23 protein-coding genes are annotated in these 20,373 nt (G+C 63.4%); 8 read left to right on the top strand and 15 right to left on the bottom strand.

All coding sequences use genetic code 11. The features are described from left to right. Positions 1 to 25 precede the first annotated feature (25 nt). The 4 genes from NKJ93_RS29505 (at position 26) to NKJ93_RS29490 (ending at position 3,945) form a co-directional block, all read left to right on the top strand. Complete coding sequence (locus NKJ93_RS29505; RefSeq protein ID WP_352592659.1) at positions 26 to 1,696, top strand: nitrite/sulfite reductase; 1,671 nt, start codon at positions 26 to 28, stop codon at positions 1,694 to 1,696. Continuing rightward, entirely contained in the window at positions 1,671 to 2,435 is a 765-nt protein-coding gene (locus NKJ93_RS29500; RefSeq protein WP_023718940.1) for a phosphoadenylyl-sulfate reductase, read from the top strand. The genes NKJ93_RS29505 and NKJ93_RS29500 overlap by 26 nt, the downstream gene beginning before the upstream one ends. A 215-nt stretch (positions 2,436 to 2,650) precedes the next feature. After that, complete coding sequence (locus NKJ93_RS29495; RefSeq protein WP_023718941.1) at positions 2,651 to 3,187, top strand: DUF934 domain-containing protein; 537 nt, start codon at positions 2,651 to 2,653, stop codon at positions 3,185 to 3,187. Positions 3,188 to 3,324: 137 nt separating this feature from the next. Continuing rightward, positions 3,325 to 3,945, top strand: coding sequence for a DJ-1/PfpI family protein (locus NKJ93_RS29490; RefSeq protein WP_352592656.1), 621 nt, complete (start codon positions 3,325 to 3,327; stop codon positions 3,943 to 3,945). 146 nt (positions 3,946 to 4,091) lie between these two features. Here the strand turns inward: NKJ93_RS29490 and NKJ93_RS29485 are convergent, their stop codons facing one another. Together NKJ93_RS29485 and NKJ93_RS29480 are read right to left on the bottom strand one after the other, a co-directional pair. After that, positions 4,092 to 5,114: a fatty acid desaturase gene (locus NKJ93_RS29485; protein ID WP_023675248.1), complete on the bottom strand. Its 1,023-nt coding sequence runs from the start codon at positions 5,112 to 5,114 to the stop codon at positions 4,092 to 4,094. Positions 5,115 to 5,235: 121 nt separating this feature from the next. Next, on the bottom strand, positions 5,236 to 5,439 hold the full coding sequence (locus tag NKJ93_RS29480) for a hypothetical protein (RefSeq protein ID WP_023718943.1): 204 nt from the start codon (positions 5,437 to 5,439) through the stop codon (positions 5,236 to 5,238). A gap of 236 nt (positions 5,440 to 5,675) precedes the next feature. Here NKJ93_RS29480 and grpE point away from each other — a divergent pair, with 236 nt between their 5' ends. After that, positions 5,676 to 6,311, top strand: coding sequence for a nucleotide exchange factor GrpE (gene grpE, locus NKJ93_RS29475; protein ID WP_023675250.1), 636 nt, complete (start codon positions 5,676 to 5,678; stop codon positions 6,309 to 6,311). Between the two features lie 119 nt (positions 6,312 to 6,430). Here the strand turns inward: grpE and NKJ93_RS29470 are convergent, their stop codons facing one another. Together NKJ93_RS29470 and NKJ93_RS29465 are read right to left on the bottom strand one after the other, a co-directional pair. Beyond that, positions 6,431 to 7,210, bottom strand: a complete 780-nt coding sequence (locus NKJ93_RS29470) for a quercetin 2,3-dioxygenase (protein WP_352495491.1) — start codon at positions 7,208 to 7,210, stop codon at positions 6,431 to 6,433. A gap of 53 nt (positions 7,211 to 7,263) precedes the next feature. Continuing rightward, positions 7,264 to 7,914 carry a TetR/AcrR family transcriptional regulator gene (locus tag NKJ93_RS29465; RefSeq protein WP_084642653.1) on the bottom strand — a complete coding sequence of 217 codons (651 nt, stop codon included), beginning with the start codon at positions 7,912 to 7,914 and terminating at the stop codon, positions 7,264 to 7,266. 75 nt (positions 7,915 to 7,989) lie between these two features. Here NKJ93_RS29465 and NKJ93_RS29460 point away from each other — a divergent pair, with 75 nt between their 5' ends. Continuing rightward, positions 7,990 to 8,622, top strand: coding sequence for a trimeric intracellular cation channel family protein (locus NKJ93_RS29460; RefSeq protein ID WP_023718946.1), 633 nt, complete (start codon positions 7,990 to 7,992; stop codon positions 8,620 to 8,622). A 9-nt stretch (positions 8,623 to 8,631) separates the two neighbouring features. Here the strand turns inward: NKJ93_RS29460 and olsB are convergent, their stop codons facing one another. The 7 genes from olsB to NKJ93_RS29425 all read right to left on the bottom strand — a co-directional run bounded on the left by olsB (position 8,632) and on the right by NKJ93_RS29425 (position 16,082). Then, a complete protein-coding gene (gene olsB, locus NKJ93_RS29455) occupies positions 8,632 to 9,507 on the bottom strand; it encodes a l-ornithine N(alpha)-acyltransferase (RefSeq protein WP_023675251.1) in 876 nt (291 codons plus the stop codon). Positions 9,508 to 9,656: 149 nt separating this feature from the next. Next, positions 9,657 to 11,945 (bottom strand): hybrid sensor histidine kinase/response regulator, encoded by a 2,289-nt coding sequence (locus NKJ93_RS29450; RefSeq protein ID WP_023718947.1) that lies wholly within the window; start codon positions 11,943 to 11,945, stop codon positions 9,657 to 9,659. Between the two features lie 88 nt (positions 11,946 to 12,033). Next, a complete protein-coding gene (acuI, locus tag NKJ93_RS29445) occupies positions 12,034 to 13,023 on the bottom strand; it encodes an acrylyl-CoA reductase (NADPH) (protein WP_352592654.1) in 990 nt (329 codons plus the stop codon). A gap of 52 nt (positions 13,024 to 13,075) precedes the next feature. Continuing rightward, a complete protein-coding gene (gene lspA, locus NKJ93_RS29440; RefSeq protein WP_023718949.1) occupies positions 13,076 to 13,552 on the bottom strand; it encodes a signal peptidase II in 477 nt (158 codons plus the stop codon). A gap of 26 nt (positions 13,553 to 13,578) precedes the next feature. Further along, positions 13,579 to 14,442, bottom strand: coding sequence for a TrmH family RNA methyltransferase (locus NKJ93_RS29435; protein WP_023718950.1), 864 nt, complete (start codon positions 14,440 to 14,442; stop codon positions 13,579 to 13,581). Continuing rightward, positions 14,443 to 15,507, bottom strand: coding sequence for an RsmD family RNA methyltransferase (locus tag NKJ93_RS29430; protein ID WP_352592651.1), 1,065 nt, complete (start codon positions 15,505 to 15,507; stop codon positions 14,443 to 14,445). It abuts the gene before it with no gap. Between the two features lie 89 nt (positions 15,508 to 15,596). Next, positions 15,597 to 16,082 (bottom strand): DUF1772 domain-containing protein, encoded by a 486-nt coding sequence (locus NKJ93_RS29425; RefSeq protein WP_023718952.1) that lies wholly within the window; start codon positions 16,080 to 16,082, stop codon positions 15,597 to 15,599. Positions 16,083 to 16,206: 124 nt separating this feature from the next. Between NKJ93_RS29425 and NKJ93_RS29420 the strand changes: the two genes are divergently transcribed. Next, positions 16,207 to 16,890: a helix-turn-helix transcriptional regulator gene (locus tag NKJ93_RS29420; protein WP_023718953.1), complete on the top strand. Its 684-nt coding sequence runs from the start codon at positions 16,207 to 16,209 to the stop codon at positions 16,888 to 16,890. 86 nt (positions 16,891 to 16,976) lie between these two features. Continuing rightward, a complete protein-coding gene (locus NKJ93_RS29415) occupies positions 16,977 to 17,345 on the top strand; it encodes a VOC family protein (RefSeq protein WP_031193999.1) in 369 nt (122 codons plus the stop codon). Positions 17,346 to 17,459: 114 nt separating this feature from the next. Here the strand turns inward: NKJ93_RS29415 and lhpI are convergent, their stop codons facing one another. From lhpI to sppA, 4 genes are all read right to left on the bottom strand, one after another. Further along, positions 17,460 to 18,425 carry a bifunctional Delta(1)-pyrroline-2-carboxylate/Delta(1)-piperideine-2-carboxylate reductase gene (gene lhpI / locus NKJ93_RS29410; RefSeq protein WP_023718954.1) on the bottom strand — a complete coding sequence of 322 codons (966 nt, stop codon included), beginning with the start codon at positions 18,423 to 18,425 and terminating at the stop codon, positions 17,460 to 17,462. Positions 18,426 to 18,476: 51 nt separating this feature from the next. Next, positions 18,477 to 18,809 (bottom strand): lipopolysaccharide assembly protein LapA domain-containing protein, encoded by a 333-nt coding sequence (locus NKJ93_RS29405; protein WP_023718955.1) that lies wholly within the window; start codon positions 18,807 to 18,809, stop codon positions 18,477 to 18,479. Between the two features lie 49 nt (positions 18,810 to 18,858). Then, positions 18,859 to 19,143: an integration host factor subunit beta gene (locus NKJ93_RS29400; protein ID WP_006200394.1), complete on the bottom strand. Its 285-nt coding sequence runs from the start codon at positions 19,141 to 19,143 to the stop codon at positions 18,859 to 18,861. A gap of 78 nt (positions 19,144 to 19,221) precedes the next feature. Beyond that, complete coding sequence (gene sppA, locus NKJ93_RS29395) at positions 19,222 to 20,178, bottom strand: signal peptide peptidase SppA (RefSeq protein WP_023718956.1); 957 nt, start codon at positions 20,176 to 20,178, stop codon at positions 19,222 to 19,224. Positions 20,179 to 20,373 lie beyond the last annotated feature (195 nt).

Genomic DNA, 20,373 nt, shown 5'->3' with positions numbered 1-20,373 from the left:
CGGACGCGCCCGGAAAGACCTGAAAATGTACCGTTACGATGAGTTCGACCACGATTTCGTCAAGGCCCGCGTCGCCGAGTTCAGCGACCAGGTCGCACGGCGGCTTGCCGGCGAGATCACCGAGGACCAGTTCCGGCCGCTTCGGCTGATGAACGGCGTCTATCTACAGCTGCATGCCTATATGCTGCGCATCGCCGTGCCCTACGGCACGCTGAACAGCAAGCAACTGCGTATGCTCGGCCACATCGCACGCAAATACGACAAGGGTTATGGGCATTTCACGACCCGCCAGAACATCCAGTTCAACTGGCCGGCGTTGTCGGACATCCCGGCGATCCTGGCGGACCTGGCAAGCGTCGAGATGCACGCCATCCAGACCAGTGGCAACTGCATTCGCAACGTCACCGCCGACCACTTCGCCGGCGCCGCCGCCGACGAGGTTGCCGATCCGCGCCCCTATGCCGAAATCCTGCGGCAATGGTCGTCGGTGCATCCGGAGTTTTCGTTCCTGCCGCGAAAATTCAAGATCGCGGTGACCGGCGCCGAGCGCGACCGCGCCGCCATCCAGACGCATGACATCGGCCTGCATCTGAAGAAGAACGCCGCCGGCGAGCTTGGTTTCGCCGTCTATGTCGGCGGCGGCCAGGGCCGCACGCCGATGGTGGCCAAGAAGATCCGCGACTTCCTGCCCGAAGCGGATCTGTTGTCCTACTGCACGGCGATCCTGCGCGTTTACAACCTCTACGGCCGTCGCGACAACAAGTTCAAGGCGCGCATCAAGATCCTGATCCACGAGACCGGCGTCGAGGAGATCACCCGCCAGGTCGAGGCCGAATGGCAGGAGTTGAAGGACGCCGAGCTGAGGCTGCCGGAAGAAGACATCCGCGCCATCGACGCCTATTTCGCGCCGCCGGCGCTTGTCGATCGGCCGGAAGGCGACGAGGCGGTCAAGCTTGCCCGACTCGACTCGAAGAGCTTTTCCGAATGGCTGGACCAGAATGTGGTCACCCATCGCCATCCCGACTACGCGGCGGTGACCATCTCGCTCAAGGGCATTGGCGAGACGCCCGGCGACGCCTCCGACAGCCAGATGGAAGCGGTCGCAGACATTGCCGAAAAATATTCCTTCGACGAGCTGCGCGTCAGTCACGAGCAGAACCTGATCCTGCCGCATGTCGCGCGTGCCGACCTCAAGGCGGTCTATGACGCGCTTGTCGATATCGGGCTGGCGACGGCCAATTCCAACCTGATCAGCGACATCATCTCCTGCCCCGGCCTCGATTATTGCGCGCTGGCGACAGCGCGTTCGATTCCCGTGGCACAGGAAATCTCGCGGCGCTTCGCCTCGCTGGAGCGCCAGCGCGAGATCGGCGAATTGAAGCTGAAGATTTCCGGGTGCATCAATGCCTGCGGCCATCACCATGTCGGCCATATCGGCATCCTCGGCGTCGAGAAGAAAGGCGCCGAGCTCTACCAGGTGACGCTCGGCGGCTCGGCCGACGAGAACACCTCGGTCGGCGAGATCATCGGCCGCGGCTTCAGTTCGGAAGAGATCACCGATGCCATCGAGCAGATCGTCGAGACCTATCTCGGGCTTCGGCTGGACAGAAACGAAAGATTTATCGACGCCTACCGCCGTGTCGGTCCCGCGCCGTTCAAGGAGGCGCTCTATGCTGGCGAAACCAAGGCCGCTTGACCGGATCATCGACGTCGAGGCCGGCATCGCCGCCGAAGCGGCGGGTCTCGACGCGCTCTATGGCCATCTAAAGCCGCTGGAGATTATCGAGCGGTCGGCCCGGGAATTCTTTCACGGCGAAATCGCCGCCGTCTCGTCCTTCGGCGCGGATTCGGCGGTGCTGCTGCACATGATCGCGGAGATCGACCGCACGCTGCCGGTGATCTTTCTCGACACCGGCAAGCATTTCGAGGAAACGCTCGGCTATCGTGACGCGCTGGTCGCCGATTTCGGGTTGACCGATATCCGGGTGATCAGGCCCGACGATGCGGCGCTGGCAAGGATCGACCCGACCGGCAATCTGAACGAGACCGATACCGACGCCTGCTGCGACGTGCGCAAGGTCGAGCCGCTGGCGCGCGGCGTCGAGCCGTTCCGCGCCTGGTTCACCGGACGCAAGCGCTTCCAGGCCGCGACCCGGGCAGCGCTTCCGGTGTTCGAGGCGGTCGGCTCGCGCATCCGCATCAATCCGCTGGCGCACTGGACGACATCAGACCAGGCCAGCTACATGCGCGCACATGCGCTGCGTGAAAACCCGCTCGTCGCCTATGGCTATCTGTCGATCGGCTGTTTCCCTTGCACGCAGCCGGTGCAGCCGGGCGACGACGCGCGCAGTGGCCGCTGGGCCGGGCACGCCAAGACCGAATGCGGCATCCATTTGTCGGGGCTGGAGAAGTCGCTGACCGATGCCTCACTTTAGGATATATTGATATTCAGGTGATGCCGGCCTGCAAACGGCGGCTTCCTGCGCTTCCGGCGCTCACGTACCCAAAAGTACGCTCCGCTCCGGTTCTCGGAAGCCACGCAGTTTGGTCGCTTCGCGCCCGCCTTCGGCTCCGGCTCGGCCTGACCTGAATCTCAACACCCCCTGAGGTGTTTTGCACTTTAGAACCTTGTGGACTTGGGAATTTCTTGATGAGCGAATTGATAGCGGAAAACGCCACCCGGCTGTGGACGCCGAATGGTTTTTGCGAGGACGAGTGGGTTCATGCCGAAAGCGCCGAGGCGCTGGTCGGCAATGGCCGCTTCATCCTGCCGCTGCAGGCGTTTCTCGGCCTCGATCGGGAGGTGCGGCGGTCGGCGAAGGAACGCATCGGCGTGCTGCTGCAGCCCGGCGATCAGCTCGAAAAGATCGCCGGCCTGCTCGATCAGCTGTCGCTGGTGGCGCTGGCCTTCCCGGCGTTCAATGACGGCCGCTCGTTCTCCAAGGGCGAATTGCTGCGCAGCCGTTACCATTTCACCGGCGCCATGCGCGCCACCGGGCAGGTGCTTATCGACCAGCTGCCGCACATGCTGCGCCTCGGCTTCGACGAATTCGAGATCTCGCACCCGGTGCTGCTGAAGCGGCTCGAGCAAGGCCGCACCGGCGGACTGCCGCTGTTCTACCAGCCGGCGGTGAAGCCGGAGGCCAAAGGCCCGAAATATTCCTGGCGGCGGGTGCGCGCCAGCTGATCTGCTCCAGGGGACCAGAAGCACGATCTGGTCGGACCACATTGCCGATTCGATCTTTTATTTTGCCCGTCCCCGTCTTAGGATAGGTCCATTATTTTGCGATCCGAATAAATGTGGCCACAAGGGAGGAACCGGGTATGGCTGGCAAGAAGATATTGATGCTCGTTGGCGAGTTCAGCGAGGAATACGAGATTTTCGTCTTTGAACAGGCCATGCATGCGGTGGGCCATACGGTCCATGTCGTTTGCCCCGACAAGAAGGTCGGCGACATCCTGAAGACCTCGTTGCACGACTTCGAAGGCCACCAGACCTATACGGAAAAGCTCGGCCACGACTACATCCTCAACAAGACGTTTTCCGAGGTCAACCCGGCCGAATACGACGCCGTCTACGCGGCGGGCGGGCGCGGGCCGGAATATATCCGCATCGACAAGCGCGTGCAGGCGCTGGTGCGGCATTTCCATGAGGCCGGCAAGCCGATCTTCACCATCTGCCACGGCGTGCAGATCCTGATCGCGGTCGACGGCGTGGTGCGCGGCAGGGAAGTCGCGGCGCTGCAATATTGCGAGCCGGAAGTCACGCTGGCCGGGGGCATCTATATCGATGTTGCGCCGACGGGTGCCCATGTCGACGGCAATCTGGTGTCGGCCAAGGGCTGGCCGGGCCTTGCCGCCTTCATGCGCGAATGTCTGAAAGTGCTGGGCACCGAGATTCGCCAGGGAGAGATCCTGATGCGCGACCAACGCCAGGCGGCTTAAGCTCGGAATTTGGAGCCGCCGCGCCCCTAATGCATGTCGCGCAAAAGTGTGCAGCGGTTTTGCGATAACGGCATGCATAAACAAGAACTTAAAGCGCGTCGCATGAGGCCGGTCGAGCGCGACGCGCTTTAGGTGCGGCGGTGCGTCTACACGGCCATCCGCGCTTCGCGGAACGAGACCAGCTTGCTGCGGCTCTCGTCCCATAGCGCCAGCTTGACGCAGCGCAGGCTGTCGAGAAGCGTGACGCGGCCGATCTCACGCAACTCCGGATAGTCCCTCAGCACTTCCGGAAGCCGGTAACACGGCACTTTGGCCGAGAGGTGGTGCACATGGTGGACGCCGATATTGCCGGTGATCCAGTTCAGAACCGGCGGCAGGTCGTAATAGGACGAGCCGTGCAGGGCAGCGTGCTGGAATTCCCACTCGGAGTCCTTTGTCCACTCCGTTTCCTCGAACTGATGCTGGACGTAGAACAGCCAGATGCCGGCCGATCCGGCGAGAATGACGATCGGCAGATGCACGACCAGGAACGCGCCGGGGCCGACGAACCAGATGAGCAGAGCGGCGATGACGGCGATGGCGAGGTTGGTGGACATCGACGACACCCAAGGGGTGAGGCCGCCCCGCATCATGCCCAAGGGCAGTCTCTGCTCGAAAATGAAAATCCATATCGGGCCAAGGCCGAACATCACCAGCGGATGGCGATAGAGGCGATAGGCGAGCCGGCCCCGCCACGACAGTTGCCGGTATTCGGCGACGGTCAGTGTCTTGATGTCGCCGGTGCCGCGCTCGTCGAGATTGCCGGCGCTGGCGTGATGGGTTGCGTGGGCGCGGCGCCAGCAATCGTAGGGCGTCAGCGTCAGCACGCCAAGGACGCGGCCGATCCAGTCGTCGGCATAGCGATTGGCAAAGAAGGAGCCGTGACCGCAATCGTGCTGGATCATAAAGATCCGCACCAGAAAGCCGGCGGCCGGAAGGATGAGGACCAGACCCCACCAATGGCCATAGGCATAGGCGGCCGAGGACAGCGCCCATAACGTGGCGAAAGGGATGAGGGTGATGGCGAGTTCGACAGCGCTGCGACGTCTGTCGGGCTTTTTATAGCGCGACAGGATTTTCAACCAGGCGCGCTTGCTGTTTGCCACAGCTTCGGGGGAAATCATGTTCATCATGAAACATAGGCGGAGCAGGGCGCTGCCGCAAGACGGAGATCACGCAAAGTTACTGCGCGTAAACGTCGCGCGATGGCAACCGGCCACAATTGCCGGTCGCGTCCCTGGCAACGGCGCGCTACCGACGGCGCCCGCCTGCGACCACCTTGGCTTCCACGCCGTCCAGGCGGTCGAGCAATTCCTTCAGACGGTCGGGAATATCGGACTCGGTGCGGAAGGCCGGCAAGGTGCGCAGAAAGCGCTTGGTCGCTTCGGTGCCGAGCTGGCGCCGGATATCGGCGGCGAGCCCGTTGCGTTTTTCGCCGTTCCTGCGGGGCATCATCTCAAAATCCTGTGTCGGCTTCGAAACTCTTCCAAGGGAGGAATGGTTCCCGCATTGTAGTAGCCTGGCAAGCAAAGCCGGCGGTTACGGTAAAGTTTGAATTAAATCGAAAGGTTTGCGCCGTCCGCCATCGAGCCGCAACAGCGGCTGCAGTATCGCTTGCCCCTTGATTTTTGGCCGCTAAACCTCGATATCGGGCGCAAATCCACACCATTTGAAAATGACGGGAAACGGCGATGAGCGACCAGGCAAAAGACGAACGCGCGCCCGATGAAGCCGAGAAGACCGAGGCTGCCGCGGAGCCAAGGGAAGGCGGCGTCGACGGCGACTATGAAGCGCTTGTGCGGCTACTGAAGGAAAACGAAGAGCTGAAGGATCGCGCGCTGCGCGTGGCGGCCGACATGGAGAATTTGCGCCGCCGCACCGCCCGAGACGTCCACGATGCGCGCGCCTATGCGGTCGCCAATTTTGCCCGCGACATGCTGTCGGTATCAGACAATCTGCGCCGTGCGCTGGATGCCATCCCGGAGGAGGCCAAGGCGTCGGGTGATGCCGGCTTCAAGGCGCTGATCGACGGCGTCGAGATCACCGAGCGCGCCATGCTGTCGGCGCTGGAGCGCCACGGCGTGAAGAAGCTCGAGCCCGAGGGGGAGAAATTCGATCCGAATTTCCACCAGGCGATGTTCGAGGTGCCCAATCCCGACGTGCCGGCCAACACGGTCGTCCAGGTCGTGCAGCCCGGCTATTCGATCGGCGAGCGCGTGCTGCGGCCGGCCATGGTCGGCGTCGCCAAGGGCGGCCCCAAGCATGTGGCAAGCGAAGCGCCGGTGGAGCCGGGGCCGGTGAACGAGCAGGCTGAGAAGGATGCGTGAACTGGGAGTAGGGCTCCGTTAGCCAGCAACCGCCATCAAAGCGTGAGGGATGATCGACCGCCCCCAACCTATCCGATTTCAGGGCGATCAAACAGTTCGCCGTGCAGGCTTTCCTGCCCTCAGCTCAGCAGTTCACAGCCATAGCGGCGGACCACGTCGGGGAATGTCTCCATGTCCGGCATTCCTTCGCCGTCCGGAGGAATGCGCCTGTCGGCGGTGGGCACACTGGTCGCCCTCAGAAGTTCCTCGAAACCGCCAGGCGTGAAGAAGAACAGCATCCGGGCCGGCCCACGCTTGACCGTATAGCGGTGCGGCACATCGCGTGGCCCAAAGAGAAACGAACCGGGTCCAGCCATAATCGCCTTACCGCCGATCTCGAACTCGATCTCGCCTTCCATCACCAGGAATGACTCGTCCTCGCGATGGTGCACATGCAGCGGCGCCTCACCTTCGCTCTCGAGCACTTCGATCAGCGTGAACTGGCCCGCGGTCTGGACCGCTGTCGCCTTGATCACCGCTAGCGAGCCAAGCCACCAGCGCGCCTCTCCTTCCAAGGCGTGACTGCAAAAGGCGTGGGGAGTGCTCCTGCCAGCTTCGCCGCCAGCCACGGCCGCCACAGAATGGTAGCCGACCTTGATCGAGGCGGAATTCACCATCGAGCAATAGTTTTTGATGCCGGGCAGGGAGGACCAGACCTCGCCAGCCGCCTTGGCGCTGTCCATGTCCGCCCATTCGAATATCTCCGTCCAGCCGCCTGCGGATTTGAGCAGGCGACGGTTGAGGAAACCCCTGAGCTTTCGCACCTCGTCATTCACTTCATCCCTAGTCTGCAGGAACATCTGCTCGGTGAATCCGGGCTTCAATGCAAATTCAGTGATTTCAACGACATTCGTGTCCATGACTTCCTCCCTTTGCCATCTGACCTTTGTTTCGCCTCCCGCATTCTGTTCGCTCAAGACGTGCTCGTCCGGCCTCTGCCTTTGAGCCAGCAGAGCGCCATTGTCGTTGCCGTTTCGACGGCGAGGTCCACCGTCATACCGCGTATCCGCATGGCGTTGAACGTCGGAAAGTCGAATAGAAAGCTGATTGCCTGCACGACATCATCGCCCGGACCGTCGTGCGCCAGTGCCTCACGCACGAATCCGGCCACCATGTGTCGCAGGTATTCCTCCCATTCCCGCATGGCCGGAAGCTCGCGCTCGCGCAGGTCGCTTTCGAGATGCCGTCCGCCACGTTGGTAGAAGGCGAACAGCTCGTTGGCGACCCGGCGTAGCCGTTCTTCAGGATCGGTCGCGTCGCCGATTATCTCCCTCACTGCTTCGGGCGACGGAGGACGCAGGCGCTCCATCAGCAATTCGCCGCACGCCGGCACCAGGTCATCCAGAGTAGGAAAATGCTTGTAGACGGTGCCAACGGCGACATCGGCTTCCGTAGCGATATCCTTCCAAGTCGTGCCAAAGATGCCGTTCTGGGTGTGCAGCTTGATTGTCGCGTCGAGAATGCGCTGCCTCGTCTTGGCGAAGGCGGCAGTCCGGGAAGCCATGCTGTAGCGGCGAGGGGACATAGACGTCCACCCAAATAATTGAATGAACAATTCAATCATTTAATTTATCTGGAGTCAATCCAGATTCGCAGGAGCCACTCGCTATTCCCCACTCGGTATTTCATTATTCCCTCCATGAACCCGATCGAGCTTCTCGACTATGCCGGCGTCGCCGTCTTCGCGGCGACCGGTGCGCTGGCCGCCTCGCGCAAACAGCTCGACATTATCGGTTACCTGTTTCTGGCTAGCGTTGCCGGCATCGGGGGCGGAACGTTTCGCGACGTCATCCTCAACGTGCCCGTGTTCTGGGTGGGAAACCGCGACTATGTGCTAATCTGTGCGGCGGTGGCGGTCGTCGTCTTCTTCAGCGCACATCGTTTCGAGTCGCGCTACAAATTGCTGCTCTGGCTCGACGCCATAGGTCTTGCCGCATTTTCGGTGATTGGCGCGGCCAAGGGGCTGACGATCACCGGGTCACCTGCAGTTTCGATCGTCACCGGCATGCTCACCGCAACCCTTGGGGGCATTCTGCGCGATCTGTTGACAGGCGAGCCTTCGGTGCTCCTGAGACCGGAAATCTACGTTACCGCAGCGCTTGCCGGCGCCGGCCTCTACACACTTGGCGATTTCGCCGGACTGCCGCCGCTTGCGTCGGGCCTGGCAGGTTTCATGGCGGCTTTCTGCGTACGCGGCGGCGCGCTGAAATTCGGCTGGGCCTTTCCGTCCTACAAAAGCAAGCCTGGCCGGCGTCCGGAAGATATTCCCTGATTTAAGGTGTCAGGCTGCAAACCGCTGCGCTTCCCCGCCATAATAATTGACGTAGCGGGCACCGATCTCCTTGACCGGCATCACCACGAACACGTCGACCGTCGAGAATTCACGGTCGATGACGCAACCGTCGCCGATGCGCGCGCCGACGCGCAGATAGCCCTTGACCAGCGGCGGCATCGCGGCGATCGCCGCCTTGGTGTTAACGGCTTCGATCGGCATCAGATCCATCGAACAATAGCGCCCGGCGACGGCACGCACGTCCCACGATGAATTCGTCCGGCAGTGGTGGGCAAGATAGGTCAGCGCCTCTGCATGTGCCGCCGGCACGGTGCCGTGGAACGACGCGCAGCCGGTCATCACGCCAATGCCGTAATGATTGATATAGGCCCAGATGCCTTGCCACAGCGCCTCGATGGTGCGCTTGGAGCGGTATTCCGGCAGAACGCAGGAGCGGCCGAGCTCGAGGAAGCGCTGGCCGGGATGTCGCGCGATCAGCTTGGTCAACTCGAATTCGCCTTCGGAATAGAAGCCGCCCGCCGCCGCGGCAATCTCCTGCCGCAGCAGGCGGTAGGTGCCGACGATGCGGCGATGCTCGGGACCGGAAAGCGAAGTATCGAAGACCAGCAGATGGTCGCAGAGGGGATCGAAGCGGTCGGCATCGCGGCGGTCCTGCATCTGGAACAGGTCCTTCCTGGCACCAAGCTCGTCGTAGAACACCCGGTAGCGCACTTCCTGCGCGGCGGCGATCTCGGCCTCGTTGCGGGCGAGCCGCACTTCGAGATTGCCGATGCGGCCGAGCGATGCGCCTTTTATGACGGCATCGGCGTTCCGGCCGACGAGCAAAGGCCCGCTGGCGTTCGGCCGAGCATCACATTCCGGCATGACTGTATGCACGAGTGATTCTCCTTCGAGCCATCCCTCTTGGCACGGGGATACGGTGTAGGTGCAACAGGATTGTGACAGTACCGTGATACGGCTCTGCGGGCAATACTTCGTCGGCTGGGTAATCTATCGACCGTCTATGTTGTGCCTCAAGCGGCCACTTGCCCTTCAACCGCATGAACCAGGGCATCAGGGTCGAGCGGCTTGGTGACGAAGCCGCTCGCACCGTGGGCGAGCACGGCGTGGCGGGTCTTTTCCTGGCTGTCGGCCGACAGCACCATGATCGGCACCGGCGGAACCGCGGTCTCCTCCTCATGGCGGCGGATGGCGGCGATGGCGTCCAGCCCGTCCATGACAGGCATATGCAGGTCCATCAGCACCACGTCGTAGCGGTGCTTATGGCCGGTGCTGATGACCGCCTCGACCGCGGCCTTGCCGTTGCCGACCACTTTCACCCGATGCCCGGCCTTCAGGAGGGTGGCGCGGGCCAGCATGGCGTTGATGTCGTTGTCCTCGGCGATCAGCACCGACAGGCCCTGCTGGCGGCCGCCAATGGCGTGCCCAGCCTGCGCGCCGCGCTTTTGCGGTTGCGGCTCGGCGATGACCGGTGCGTGGCTGGTCAAAAGCACGCGCAGCAATGTCTCGCCGCGCACCGGCCTCGCCAGGAAGGTGGCGTAACCGTTGGCACGGAACTCGCCAAGCATGCCGCGGTCGGTCGGCGCGATCAGCGTCACCGCCTCGCAATCGACAAATCCGCTCTGGCGCAGGCGCCTGAGCAGCCTGCCGTCGCTTTGCTCCATGGCAGCATCGACCAGAAGCACGTTGCAGCCCTCGGCGAAAGGGGCGGCCTGGGCGGCGGCGGCGGCCAGATCGACCGTTCCGCCATTGGCGCGAATGGTGCGGGCGATGGCTTCGGCCTCGACCAGGTTCTTCGACACGATTACCGCATGCCGGCCCAACAGCGCGTTCTGGCGGATCTGCAGCGCCTCGACGGCGGAAATAGCGGGAATCTCGAAGACGAATTCGGATCCCTGGCCAAGCCGGCTCGACACCGAGATAGTGCCGCCCATCGCCGTCACCAGGCGCTTGGAAATCGCGAGACCGAGGCCGGCACCACCATGCGTACGGGTCGAGGTGCCGTCAGCCTGTTCGAAGTCCTCGAAGATGCGCTCCATGTCCTCCTCGCGCAGACCGGGGCCGGTGTCGGTGATGGTGAAGCGGATGCGGTTGGTGGTTTCGGTGCGGACGCGGCCGATGCTTGCCAGGACGCCGCCGCTGTCGGTGAACTTGACGGCATTGCCGATAAGGTTGAGCAGCACCTGCCTGACCCTGCCGGGGTCGGCGGTGATCAGCTGCGGCACGTCGGGTTCGACATGGCAGCCGAGGCCGATATCCTTGGCAAAAGCCCGCGCCGCCAAAAGCTCGATGACATTGTCGGCGATCTCGCGCACCGACATCGGTTGCGGTTCGGGATCGAAGCGGCCGGCCTCGATCTTGGAATAGTCGAGCAGGTCCTCGATCAGCGCCAGCAGCGCGCTGGCCGAGGTCGAGATGGCGCCGACATAGGTCCGCTGCTCGGGCGAAAGGCTGGTGTCGGCGAGAAGCCGGGCCATGCCCATGATGCCGTTCATCGGCGTGCGTATCTCGTGGCTGACGGTGGCGAGGAAGCGCGATTTGGCCTGGCTCGCATATTCGGCCCGTTCGCGGGCGGTGATCAGCGAGGATTCGGCGCGTTTGCGGGCGGTGATGTCACGGGCGATGGCGCGATGCGAAACGGCGCCGCTGTCCTTGTCGCGCACCGACAGCTCGATCCAAGAGAACCAGCGTGGGCCGTCCGGCGTGCGAATGGCGACATCAGTGGAACTCAGGCATTCATGGTCGGAAAAGGCGGCGTCGGGAACGATGCCGACATCGATGCCTAGTTCCGCCAGGGTCTTGCCGGCGAGGTCGCGCTGGTCGGTTTCGACAAGGTCGGCGAAAACCTTGTTGGCGTAGACGATATGGCCGTCGCGGTCGCGGTGGACGACGAGATCGCCGAGTGCATCGATCAGACCGCGAAAGCGCTCCTCGCTCTCCTGCATCTCCCACATGCGGTCGGCCAGCGTCTCGATCTCGGCGCGACTGCGGGCGGTCGTGGCATCGAGCAGGGCCACCGCGCGACGCTGGGTGCGCCTGTTGCGCAGATGCATGGCGAGCCCGGCGATGGCTGTCGCCAAAAGGCCAATGGTGATGAAGATCGGCGCTCCGGTCAGATGCGACAGGCCTGCCAGCACGACGATGGCGACGAGAGTCAGGAAGGGCAGGCCGTGGCGGTTGGCGTCCGGCAATTCCGGCGCCAGCGGCGGCGCGGCGACAAGCTGCCGCCCTGACGCCTCGGGGGCCGCCCGGTCGGCCCGTTCGGCTGGTTCCGCCTCTCTGATGCCGGGTTCCGCAATCATACGGAATTCCTGCCAGACAGAGCTTATTGAAGGTTGTGGTTGATCGTTCGAATTTTAGCGGTCGCGCTCTTTTTTTCCCTTTGGAGCCTCACATGTCCACCACCACGCGGCCGCGGATCTTGCCCTCGACGATGTCATGCGCGGCGCCGATGATGCCGTCGAAGCCGATGCTCGTCGACAGGCTGGCAAGCTTTGCGTGATCGAGATCGGTGCCGATGCGGCGCCAGGCCTCGATGCGGACCGCCTTGGGCGCCATCACCGAATCGATGCCGAGCAGCGAGACGCCGCGCAGGATGAACGGGGCGACGCTTGCCGGCAGGTCCATGCCGCCGGCGAGGCCGCAAGCGGCAACGGCGCCGCCATAGGAGGTCATCGACAGGACGTTGGCCAGCGTGTGCCTGCCGACAGCGTCGATGCCGCCGGCCCAGCGTTCCTTGGCTAGCGGTTTTGCAGGCTGCGCAAGCTCGTCGCGTGAAATCACTTCCGCGGCACCGAGGTCGGTCAGATAGGGGCTTTCGGCACTGCGGCCGGTCGAGGCGATGACGTGATAGCCGAGGCTGGACAGGATCGAGACCGCGACCGACCCGACGCCACCGGCAGCGCCCGTCACCACCACAGGGCCGCGGTCGGGCACGATGCCGTGGCGCTCCAGCGCGATGACGCAAAGCATGGCGGTGTAGCCGGCGGTGCCGACCGCCATCGCATCATGCGGGCTCATGCCGTCCGGCAGCGGTACCAGCCAGTCGCCCTTGATGCGGGCGCGTCCGGCAAAGGCGCCGAAATGCGTCTCGCCGACGCCCCAGCCGTTCAATATGACCTTGTCACCCTCGCGCCAGTCGGGATTGGAAGACGAGATGACGGTGCCGGCGAAATCGACGCCCGGCACCAGCGGCCAGCGGCGGATCACCGGCGCCTTGCCGGTGATTGCAAGGCCGTCCTTGTAGTTCACCGTCGTCGCCTCCACCGCGACGGTGACGTCGCCTTCCATCAGGTCTGCCTCGGTGAGCTCGGTCACCGCGACCGACTGGTTTTTCTCGGCGTCGCGCGAAACGAGGATGGCTTTGAAGGCTTCGGGCATTTTTTCTCCTCGGGCTTGCAAATAAGAAATGTGCGGTGCCGGGCGAGTGAGGTCAATCGCTCGATGTTCCGCGCCACCAGCCAATGAGCTCATCGAAGACGACCAGCACGGCACCGACCGAAATGAAGGCATCGGCGAGGTTGAAGATCGCGAAGGACCAGACCGGCGTGTGAAACAGAATATAGTCGATGACATGGCCATAGGCAGCGCGGTCGATCAGATTGCCGAGCGCGCCGCCGACGATCAGCGCGAAGCCGACGCGGGCAAGCAGGTGGCCGGGCGGCGTGCGGGCCGCAAGATAGAGAACGAAAGCGACCACCAGAACCGCGACGACCACCAGGCCGGTGTCGCCGAAGGACGAAAACAGCGAAAACGCGATGCCGGTGTTGTAGGTGCGGTACAGCGCCAGGAACGGCAGGAGATCGAGCCTTTCCTGGAAGGCAAGGCCGGTCTCGACCAGATATTTCAGCCACTGGTCGAGCGCTATCGCGGCGACAACCAGAAAAGCGTAGGGGCTCCAGGACTTCATGGTTTGCAGTTTCACGGTTTGGGATGTCACGATCGGGCATCCTCCGGGCCGAGCTTCAGCGCGCCGCGCCGGATCTCGAACAGCATGACGCCGGTGGCCACCGCAAGGTTGAGCGAATCGGCGCGGCCTGCCTGCGGTATCCGCAGCAGCTTGTCGCAGCTTGCGGCAAGCTCGTCAGGCAGGCCTTGCTGCTCGTTGCCCATCATCAAAAGCACCGGGCCTTTTGAAAAATCGACCGAGCGGTAATCGACCGCACCCTTAAGATGGGTGCCGGCGACGAGGCCGGGAAAGCTCTTTCGCCAGGCGAGAAAAGCCTCGGCCGACGCCTTGGCGACCGGCACGGCGAAGATCGAGCCCATGGTGGCGCGTACCGTCTCGACCGAAAAGGGATCGGTGGTCTCGCCGACCAGGATGACGCCTTTGGCCCCGACGGCGTCGACCGTGCGGATGACGGTGCCGAGGTTGCCGGGGTCGCGGACGCGGTCGAGCACCACCCAGACGTCGCCATCATGGGCGCGAATGTCCTTCAGCGGCAGCAATTTCTGCGAGAACACGCCGACGACCATTTGCGGATTGTCGCGGCGGGTGATGGCGACCAGCACGTTTTCCGAAACTTCAAGTACGGTGCCGCCGGCGGCAACCGTGCGCGCCGCAACTTTTTCAACCGCCGCATTGCCACGTCCGGCCTTGGCGAAAACCAATGTCCTGATAGACCAGCCGAGATCGAGCGCGTCGATGACCAGCTTCAGGCCTTCGGCCATGAAGGCATTCTGCTGGTCGCGGAATTTCTTCTGCGCGAGCGCCTTGATGTCCTTGACCAGCGGATTGGCGAGGCTGGTGACTTCCTTCACCTGCCCTGGCGCGCCCGCGTGCCGTTCGTACGCACTCATTCAGGCCACCCAGCGCGAGAACAGCGAGGTCGAAAGCGCCCGGCCGGCGGATTTCTCGCGGATGATCAATTCGCCGGATTCGACCGTGCCGCCCATGCCGGCGAAGGTGTCGCGCATCAAGGCGTGGATGGCGAAGAAAGAGGCGCGGATCGAATAGGCGGTCAGCACCACAGCGAGCGGCTTCGGCGTCAGGATCGCACGGCAGATGTCGGTCAGCGCCGGCAAATCTTCGAACAGATGCCAGACCTCGCCCTTCGGTCCGCGGCCATAGGCGGGCGGGTCGAACAGGATGATGTCGTAGCGGCTGCCGCGGCGCTCCTCGCGCTCGGCGAATTTCACGGCATCGTCGACGATCCAGCGGATCGGCCTTTGCGACAGGCCCGCCATCTCCTGGTTTTCGCGCGCCCAGCCGATCGCCTTCTTGGAAGCATCGACATGGGTGACCTCGGCGCCGGCACGCGCCGCCACCAGCGAGGCAAGACCGGTATAACCGAACAGGTTCAGCACCTTCACCGGCCGTTTTGCCGCCGCAATCAGCCCGGCCATGTGGTCCCAGTGCGAGGCCTGCTCGGGAAAGACACCGACATGGCGAAACGAAGTGAAGCGGCCGAGATAGTCGATGCCGTCATGCTTCATCGGCCAGGTCTCGCCGAGCGGCGTCTTCGGAAAGCGCCAGCGGCCGATGCCTTCCTCGTCGGTATCGCCGGTGAAAATGGCATCGGCGCGTTCCCAGTCCCTGGCCGGCAATGCCTTTTGCCAGATCGCCTGGCCCTCCGGCCGAACGATGCGGTAGGGGCCGTATTGCTCGAGCTTTTCTCCGGCGCCGCTGTCGAGCAGCGCGTAATCCTGATTGGCGCCGACTTCGAGGATCAGCGGCAGATGTTCGGCAGGCAGCGCGCCATCGCGGCGCGAAAGTGGGCGCGGCGCTGCTTTCTGCTCGGACCGGTCCTGCGGTTTCGTCTCCGGACCAGCGGTTGGATTGGGGTCGCGCCGCCGCGGCTGCTCTATCCCGCCTTTTTTCGCGGGCGGGCGGCTGTCGCGGCGTTTGTCGCGAAAAGGTTTCAAGAAGGCGCATCTCCGGACGGCGGCTGCGCCGCTTCTGCCACAGCGAATTGACCGGCGCAACAAAAGGGCTGCAGGCGTTTGCGAACGGATCAGCCACGCCTGATCGACAGCAGCCCGACTGCGAGCGCGATGAAACCGACGGCCTTGAAGCCGGTGACGACCATATGGCCGGCTTCCCAGCGGCTCCGGATAGCTTCGAAATTGCCCGGGATCGGTCCAGGCACCCAGGTGGCCAGGACATCGTTTGCCGGTTTGACGAGCGCAACCCACGCGACAAGCGCCATCAGATAAAGCATGGTGGCGGCCAACACCCACCAGAATGCCGGGCGGTCGCCGCGCAGCATCCATGCGAGGAGCCCCGGACAGGCGACGGCCGCCACGTCCAGCGGTGCGCCGACAGTCAAAAAGAACTGGAACTGAGCATTGAAGACCGTGGTTTCTCGCCAGAGCGAAGGCGGCCATCTGGTCAGCCGCGGCACCGATTCCAGTACGTGGGCGAAGGATGGTCCGAGGCTTAGGGCAGCAACGGTGGCGGTCAAAACAGACCAGAACAACAGAAGACCGCGTATATCCATAATGGCCAGACAACGGCGTCAGGCCGCATACGTTCCGGTCGGCGATCATCCTGCTTGCCGCCGAAAGCGCAGGCGCACTATCGTCCATCCAAATTGGGCATCCATCCAAACCGGGTTGCGATCCATGTCCCGCGCCGAACGCCTGCTCGACTTGATCCAGATCCTGCGCCGGCATCGCCGGCCAGTCAGCGGCCGCAGCCTTGCCGGCGAAATGGGTGTGTCGATCCGCACGCTCTATCGCGATATCGCCACGTTGCAGGGGCAGGGCGCACCGATCGAGGGCGAGGCGGGGCTGGGTTACGTGCTCAGGCCAGGCTTCATGCTGCCGCCCTTGATGTTCACCGACGAGGAGATCGAGGCGATCGTGCTCGGTTCGCGCTGGGTGGCCAAGCAGCCGGACTGGCGGCTTGCCAACGCCGCCACCGACGCGCTGGCCAAGATCGCCGCCGTGCTGCCGGACGATTTGCGCGAAGAGCTCGATGCCTCGACGCTGCTGGTCGGGTCGCGCACCGAGGTCACCGAAGGCATCGATCTCGGCGTGGTGCGGCAAGCCATCCGCGAGGAGCACAAGTTGAGCTTTGTCTATCGCGATGCCGGCGGCGCTGCCTCCGAGCGCACCGTCTGGCCGTTTGCACTCGGCTTCTTCGACAAGGTGCGCGTCGTCGCGGCGTGGTGCGAGATGCGCCAGGATTTCAGGCACTTTCGCGCCGATCGGATATCCGGCCTCAACGCCACCGAGACGCGTTATCCGCGCCGTCGCCAGGTGCTGCTCAAAGAATGGCGGGCGACGCTCGACAAGCCAAGCTAAGGCTGCCGCTCAGTTAAGACTGCTGCCAGAATCTGGCAGTGGTGCACGCTATGCTGCTCCAGTCGAAACCATCTGGAGAGCAATTCATGACACCGCCCAATTTCGTCATCCTCTATGTCGACAAGCCTGAGCAAAGCGGCGCCTTCTACAGCGCGCTGCTCGGACGCGAGCCGGTCGACACCTCGCCGACCTTCGTGTTGTTCGTGCTCGACAACGGCTTCAAACTCGGCCTCTGGTCGCGTCATACCGTAGAGCCGGCCGCGGCGGCCGCAGGCGGTGGCGCCGAGGTCGTCTTTGCGTTGGATACGCCTGGCGCTGTCGACACCACCCATGCCGAGTGGGCCGACCGTGGGCTGACCATCCTGCAGAGCCCGACCGACATGGATTTCGGCCGCACCTTCGTCGCGCTCGATCCGGACAACCACCGGCTACGGGTTTATTGGCAAAAGGAGTAAGGCAGTAGGGCAGTAGGGCAGTAGGCGAGAGCAAAGTAGCACTAGGCGCGGCGCCGCACGATTAGCACGGTTTCCTACTGCCCTACTGCCCTACTGCCCTACTGCCCTACTGCCCTACTGCCCTACGCTTGCGCGATACACGGCAATGCCGGCGGCCAGGTCCTCGAGGGCCGCGCCGACCGACTTGAACAGCGTGATCTCGTCATTGCCCTGCCGGCCTTTTTTCTGGCCGCGTGCCAGTTCATAGAGGTCGGCGACGATGGCTTGCGGCTTCAGCACGCCGGAGGCCAGCGGCTGGACGATGTCGCCGGCTTCCTTGGTGGCGCCGGCGCGGGTGTCGACATAGACGCGGGCGCGTGCAATCGCGTCGTCGTCGCTTTCGCGCATCGCCGGCGTGAAGCCGCCAACCAGATCGACATGGGTTCCCGGTTTCAAGAGTACCCCTTTGATCAGTGGCGCGGTGGTGATGGTCGCCGATGACACGATATCGGCCTGGCCGAGTTCGACGTCGAGATCGCCTGCGGCGTCGGCCGCAAAACCCTCGGCACGCAATTTTGCCGCGACCTTTTCGGCATTGGCCGGCGTGCGGTTCCAGATGCGGATGTTCTTGATCGGCCGCACCGCCGAATGCGCCTTTGCAAGGAATGGCGACAGCGCGCCGGCGCCGACCACCAGCAGCCGTGATGCGTCTTCGCGGGCCAGATAGGACGCGGCCAGTGCCGAGGCGCAGGCGGTGCGCCACTGCGTCAGCCGCTGGCCATCGATCAAGGCCTGAGGCTCGCCGGTGGCGCCGTCCAGCAACAGGTAGAGGCCCATCACCGCAGGCTTGCCGACGGCGTTGTTGTCGGGCGACACTGTGACGATCTTGACGCCGATATGGCCATCGGCCGAGGTGCCGGCGTTGAAGTCGGTCCAGGCCGGCATCAGAAGCAGCGTCGAGGCGGCACCGTCGGGCCGCTCGACCGTGTGATGATGCCTGACCGGCTGCACGGCGCCGTCGCGAAAAGCGGCGCGCAATGTCTCGACCAGCCCGGGAAAGGTCAGCGCGCGGTCGACCTCGGCGGCGGAAATGGTCAGCATGATGGCTCCGTGGAGAAATAGGCCGGTTGCGCTTCCTGCCCGAGCCGCGGCTCAGTTCATCGGCTTCGGCAAGGCCGGGCCCTGCGCCGCTGTGGGCGCGCGGCTGACTGCCAGACGCAGGTTCTCGGCCTCGGCGGCGCGCTGGCGCGCCAGCTTGCGGTAGCGGCCCTGCTTGATCCAGGTCGCCAGGCTGCCGACGATCATGCCGATGGCCAGCGCCAGGAACAGGAAAATGAACAGCGGCACGGTCAGCGTCAGCGCCGGATTGCCGGGATTGAACGGATCGAGCGTGAAGGCCACCGGTTCGCGGTTGGCGACGGCCAGCGCAATCAGGATGACGGCCAGCGGCACGAAAACCACGATGAGGATGAAGCGATTGAACATGTTTTTCCGTTCGGAAGAAAAGGCAGCAACGGGTCGGCGGGCGCCGCGCCTATTTGCCTCCGTTCAGCCTTTCACGCAATTCCTTGCCGGTCTTGAAGAACGGCACCCATTTCTCCTCGACCTCTACGGATTCGCCGGTGCGCGGATTGCGGCCGGTGCGGGCAGGGCGGTTTTTCACCGAAAACGCGCCGAAGCCGCGCAACTCGACCCGGTTGCCCTCGGCAAGCGCGTCGGTGATTTCATCGAAGATGGCGCCGACAATGTTTTCGACATCGCGCAGGAAAAGATGCGGATTGCGCGTGGCGATGATCTGCACAAGTTCGGATTTGATCATGAAAAGGCTCCCCGTGAAAGCAGTGCCGCCGAAATTATCAGAATGATTTTATTTGCTTTTTCACTCCCAAGCGGCTCCTCAAGGGTGCCAGACGGAAACGAGACCGTCAAGAAACAAGCGGTCCGCTCCAATTTCGTGAAGGACGTCGCCGCCATGGCCAGGCAGGCCAAGCGCAGCGCCGACGGTCTGCGCCATCGCCTTGGAGAACAGGAAACCACCGCGTTTTTCCGTGTCCTTCCATTCCACCACCTTGAGCTTGGCATCGACACCCTTGCCTGCAAGCCAGTCGATCGCTTCGGCCTCGCCGCCGACCGCGTCGATCAATCTGTTTGTGACCGCCTGCCGGCCGGTGAAGATCGACCCGTCCGCGAGCGCCAGCGCCTCCGGCTTGGTCATGTTGCGGCGCTCGGCGACGATGCCGACGAACCAGTCGTAGCTGTCGAGAATGAGTTTGCGGACCATGGCGCGTTCATCGTCATTGGTCGGCTTGAAGGGGGAAGGCGAGGCCTTCAAGGGCGAGGATTTCACCTCCTCCAGCTTGACGCCGAGCTTGTCCATGAGGCCGCTGACGTCCGGGTACTGGATCAGAACGCCGATCGAGCCGACGATCGAGGATTTGCGTGCGACAATATGGTCGGCCGCGGTGGCTATCATGTAACCCGCCGACGCCGCGAGCGTGCCGACCTCGGCCACCACCGGCTTGTCGGCGGCGAGCTTGCGCACTGCCTCGTAGATCGACTCGCCACCGACGGTGGTGCCGCCGGGTGAATCGATCGACAGGATCACAGCCTTGACGCGCGGCGACTGACGGATGGCTTCCAGCCGCTTGATCAGTTCTTCGTCTTCGGTGATGGTACCTTCGATCTTGACCTTAGCGATGTGGTCGACAGCCGCGCCGGTGAATTCGTCACCATAAATCCACGCGGAAAAGGCGATCAGCCCGGCTGCGGCGACAAGAATCGCCGCAACACGCCAGAATGTCAGCTTGCGGCGCAAGCGGCGGCGGTCGATCAGGTCGTCGGCTCTCAATGCCATGGTCAGCCTCGTAGTCGGTGGGAGCAGATGCTTTTAAAGCAACCATTCGCGCCCGGCTACCGTTTCCTGACGGCCTTCGCCAAAGCCGTCTTCGGCGTTCGGGCAAGCTTCAATCTGTCGCGTTCCACAGGCTCTAACACTGTGCGCCCATATCTGGTATGAGGTTCAGGCTGCGCTGGGGCCATTTTCGTTGTA

It is taken from the genome of Mesorhizobium sp. M0028 (assembly GCF_040323855.1).
Lineage (GTDB): Bacteria > Pseudomonadota > Alphaproteobacteria > Rhizobiales > Rhizobiaceae > Mesorhizobium.
The sequence above is the reverse complement of the archived record's forward strand: the minus strand, read 5'-3'. Positions and strand labels throughout refer to the sequence as shown.

What these genes read in the sequence shown, in the direction of transcription:
- NKJ93_RS29505 (WP_352592659.1), top strand. Translation starts at nt 26, where the DNA reads ATGTACCGTTACGATGAGTTCGACCACGATTTCGTCAAGGCCCGCGTC.
- NKJ93_RS29500 (WP_023718940.1), top strand. Translation starts at nt 1,671, where the DNA reads ATGCTGGCGAAACCAAGGCCGCTTGACCGGATCATCGACGTCGAGGCC.
- NKJ93_RS29495 (WP_023718941.1), top strand. Translation starts at nt 2,651, where the DNA reads ATGAGCGAATTGATAGCGGAAAACGCCACCCGGCTGTGGACGCCGAAT.
- NKJ93_RS29490 (WP_352592656.1), top strand. Translation starts at nt 3,325, where the DNA reads ATGGCTGGCAAGAAGATATTGATGCTCGTTGGCGAGTTCAGCGAGGAA.
- NKJ93_RS29485 (WP_023675248.1), bottom strand. Translation starts at nt 5,114, where the DNA reads ATGAACATGATTTCCCCCGAAGCTGTGGCAAACAGCAAGCGCGCCTGG.
- NKJ93_RS29480 (WP_023718943.1), bottom strand. Translation starts at nt 5,439, where the DNA reads ATGATGCCCCGCAGGAACGGCGAAAAACGCAACGGGCTCGCCGCCGAT.
- grpE (WP_023675250.1), top strand. Translation starts at nt 5,676, where the DNA reads ATGAGCGACCAGGCAAAAGACGAACGCGCGCCCGATGAAGCCGAGAAG.
- NKJ93_RS29470 (WP_352495491.1), bottom strand. Translation starts at nt 7,210, where the DNA reads ATGGACACGAATGTCGTTGAAATCACTGAATTTGCATTGAAGCCCGGA.
- NKJ93_RS29465 (WP_084642653.1), bottom strand. Translation starts at nt 7,914, where the DNA reads ATGATTGAATTGTTCATTCAATTATTTGGGTGGACGTCTATGTCCCCT.
- NKJ93_RS29460 (WP_023718946.1), top strand. Translation starts at nt 7,990, where the DNA reads ATGAACCCGATCGAGCTTCTCGACTATGCCGGCGTCGCCGTCTTCGCG.
- olsB (WP_023675251.1), bottom strand. Translation starts at nt 9,507, where the DNA reads ATGCCGGAATGTGATGCTCGGCCGAACGCCAGCGGGCCTTTGCTCGTC.
- NKJ93_RS29450 (WP_023718947.1), bottom strand. Translation starts at nt 11,945, where the DNA reads ATGATTGCGGAACCCGGCATCAGAGAGGCGGAACCAGCCGAACGGGCC.
- acuI (WP_352592654.1), bottom strand. Translation starts at nt 13,023, where the DNA reads ATGCCCGAAGCCTTCAAAGCCATCCTCGTTTCGCGCGACGCCGAGAAA.
- lspA (WP_023718949.1), bottom strand. Translation starts at nt 13,552, where the DNA reads ATGAAGTCCTGGAGCCCCTACGCTTTTCTGGTTGTCGCCGCGATAGCG.
- NKJ93_RS29435 (WP_023718950.1), bottom strand. Translation starts at nt 14,442, where the DNA reads ATGAGTGCGTACGAACGGCACGCGGGCGCGCCAGGGCAGGTGAAGGAA.
- NKJ93_RS29425 (WP_023718952.1), bottom strand. Translation starts at nt 16,082, where the DNA reads ATGGATATACGCGGTCTTCTGTTGTTCTGGTCTGTTTTGACCGCCACC.
- NKJ93_RS29420 (WP_023718953.1), top strand. Translation starts at nt 16,207, where the DNA reads ATGTCCCGCGCCGAACGCCTGCTCGACTTGATCCAGATCCTGCGCCGG.
- NKJ93_RS29415 (WP_031193999.1), top strand. Translation starts at nt 16,977, where the DNA reads ATGACACCGCCCAATTTCGTCATCCTCTATGTCGACAAGCCTGAGCAA.
- lhpI (WP_023718954.1), bottom strand. Translation starts at nt 18,425, where the DNA reads ATGCTGACCATTTCCGCCGCCGAGGTCGACCGCGCGCTGACCTTTCCC.
- NKJ93_RS29405 (WP_023718955.1), bottom strand. Translation starts at nt 18,809, where the DNA reads ATGTTCAATCGCTTCATCCTCATCGTGGTTTTCGTGCCGCTGGCCGTC.
- NKJ93_RS29400 (WP_006200394.1), bottom strand. Translation starts at nt 19,143, where the DNA reads ATGATCAAATCCGAACTTGTGCAGATCATCGCCACGCGCAATCCGCAT.
- sppA (WP_023718956.1), bottom strand. Translation starts at nt 20,178, where the DNA reads ATGGCATTGAGAGCCGACGACCTGATCGACCGCCGCCGCTTGCGCCGC.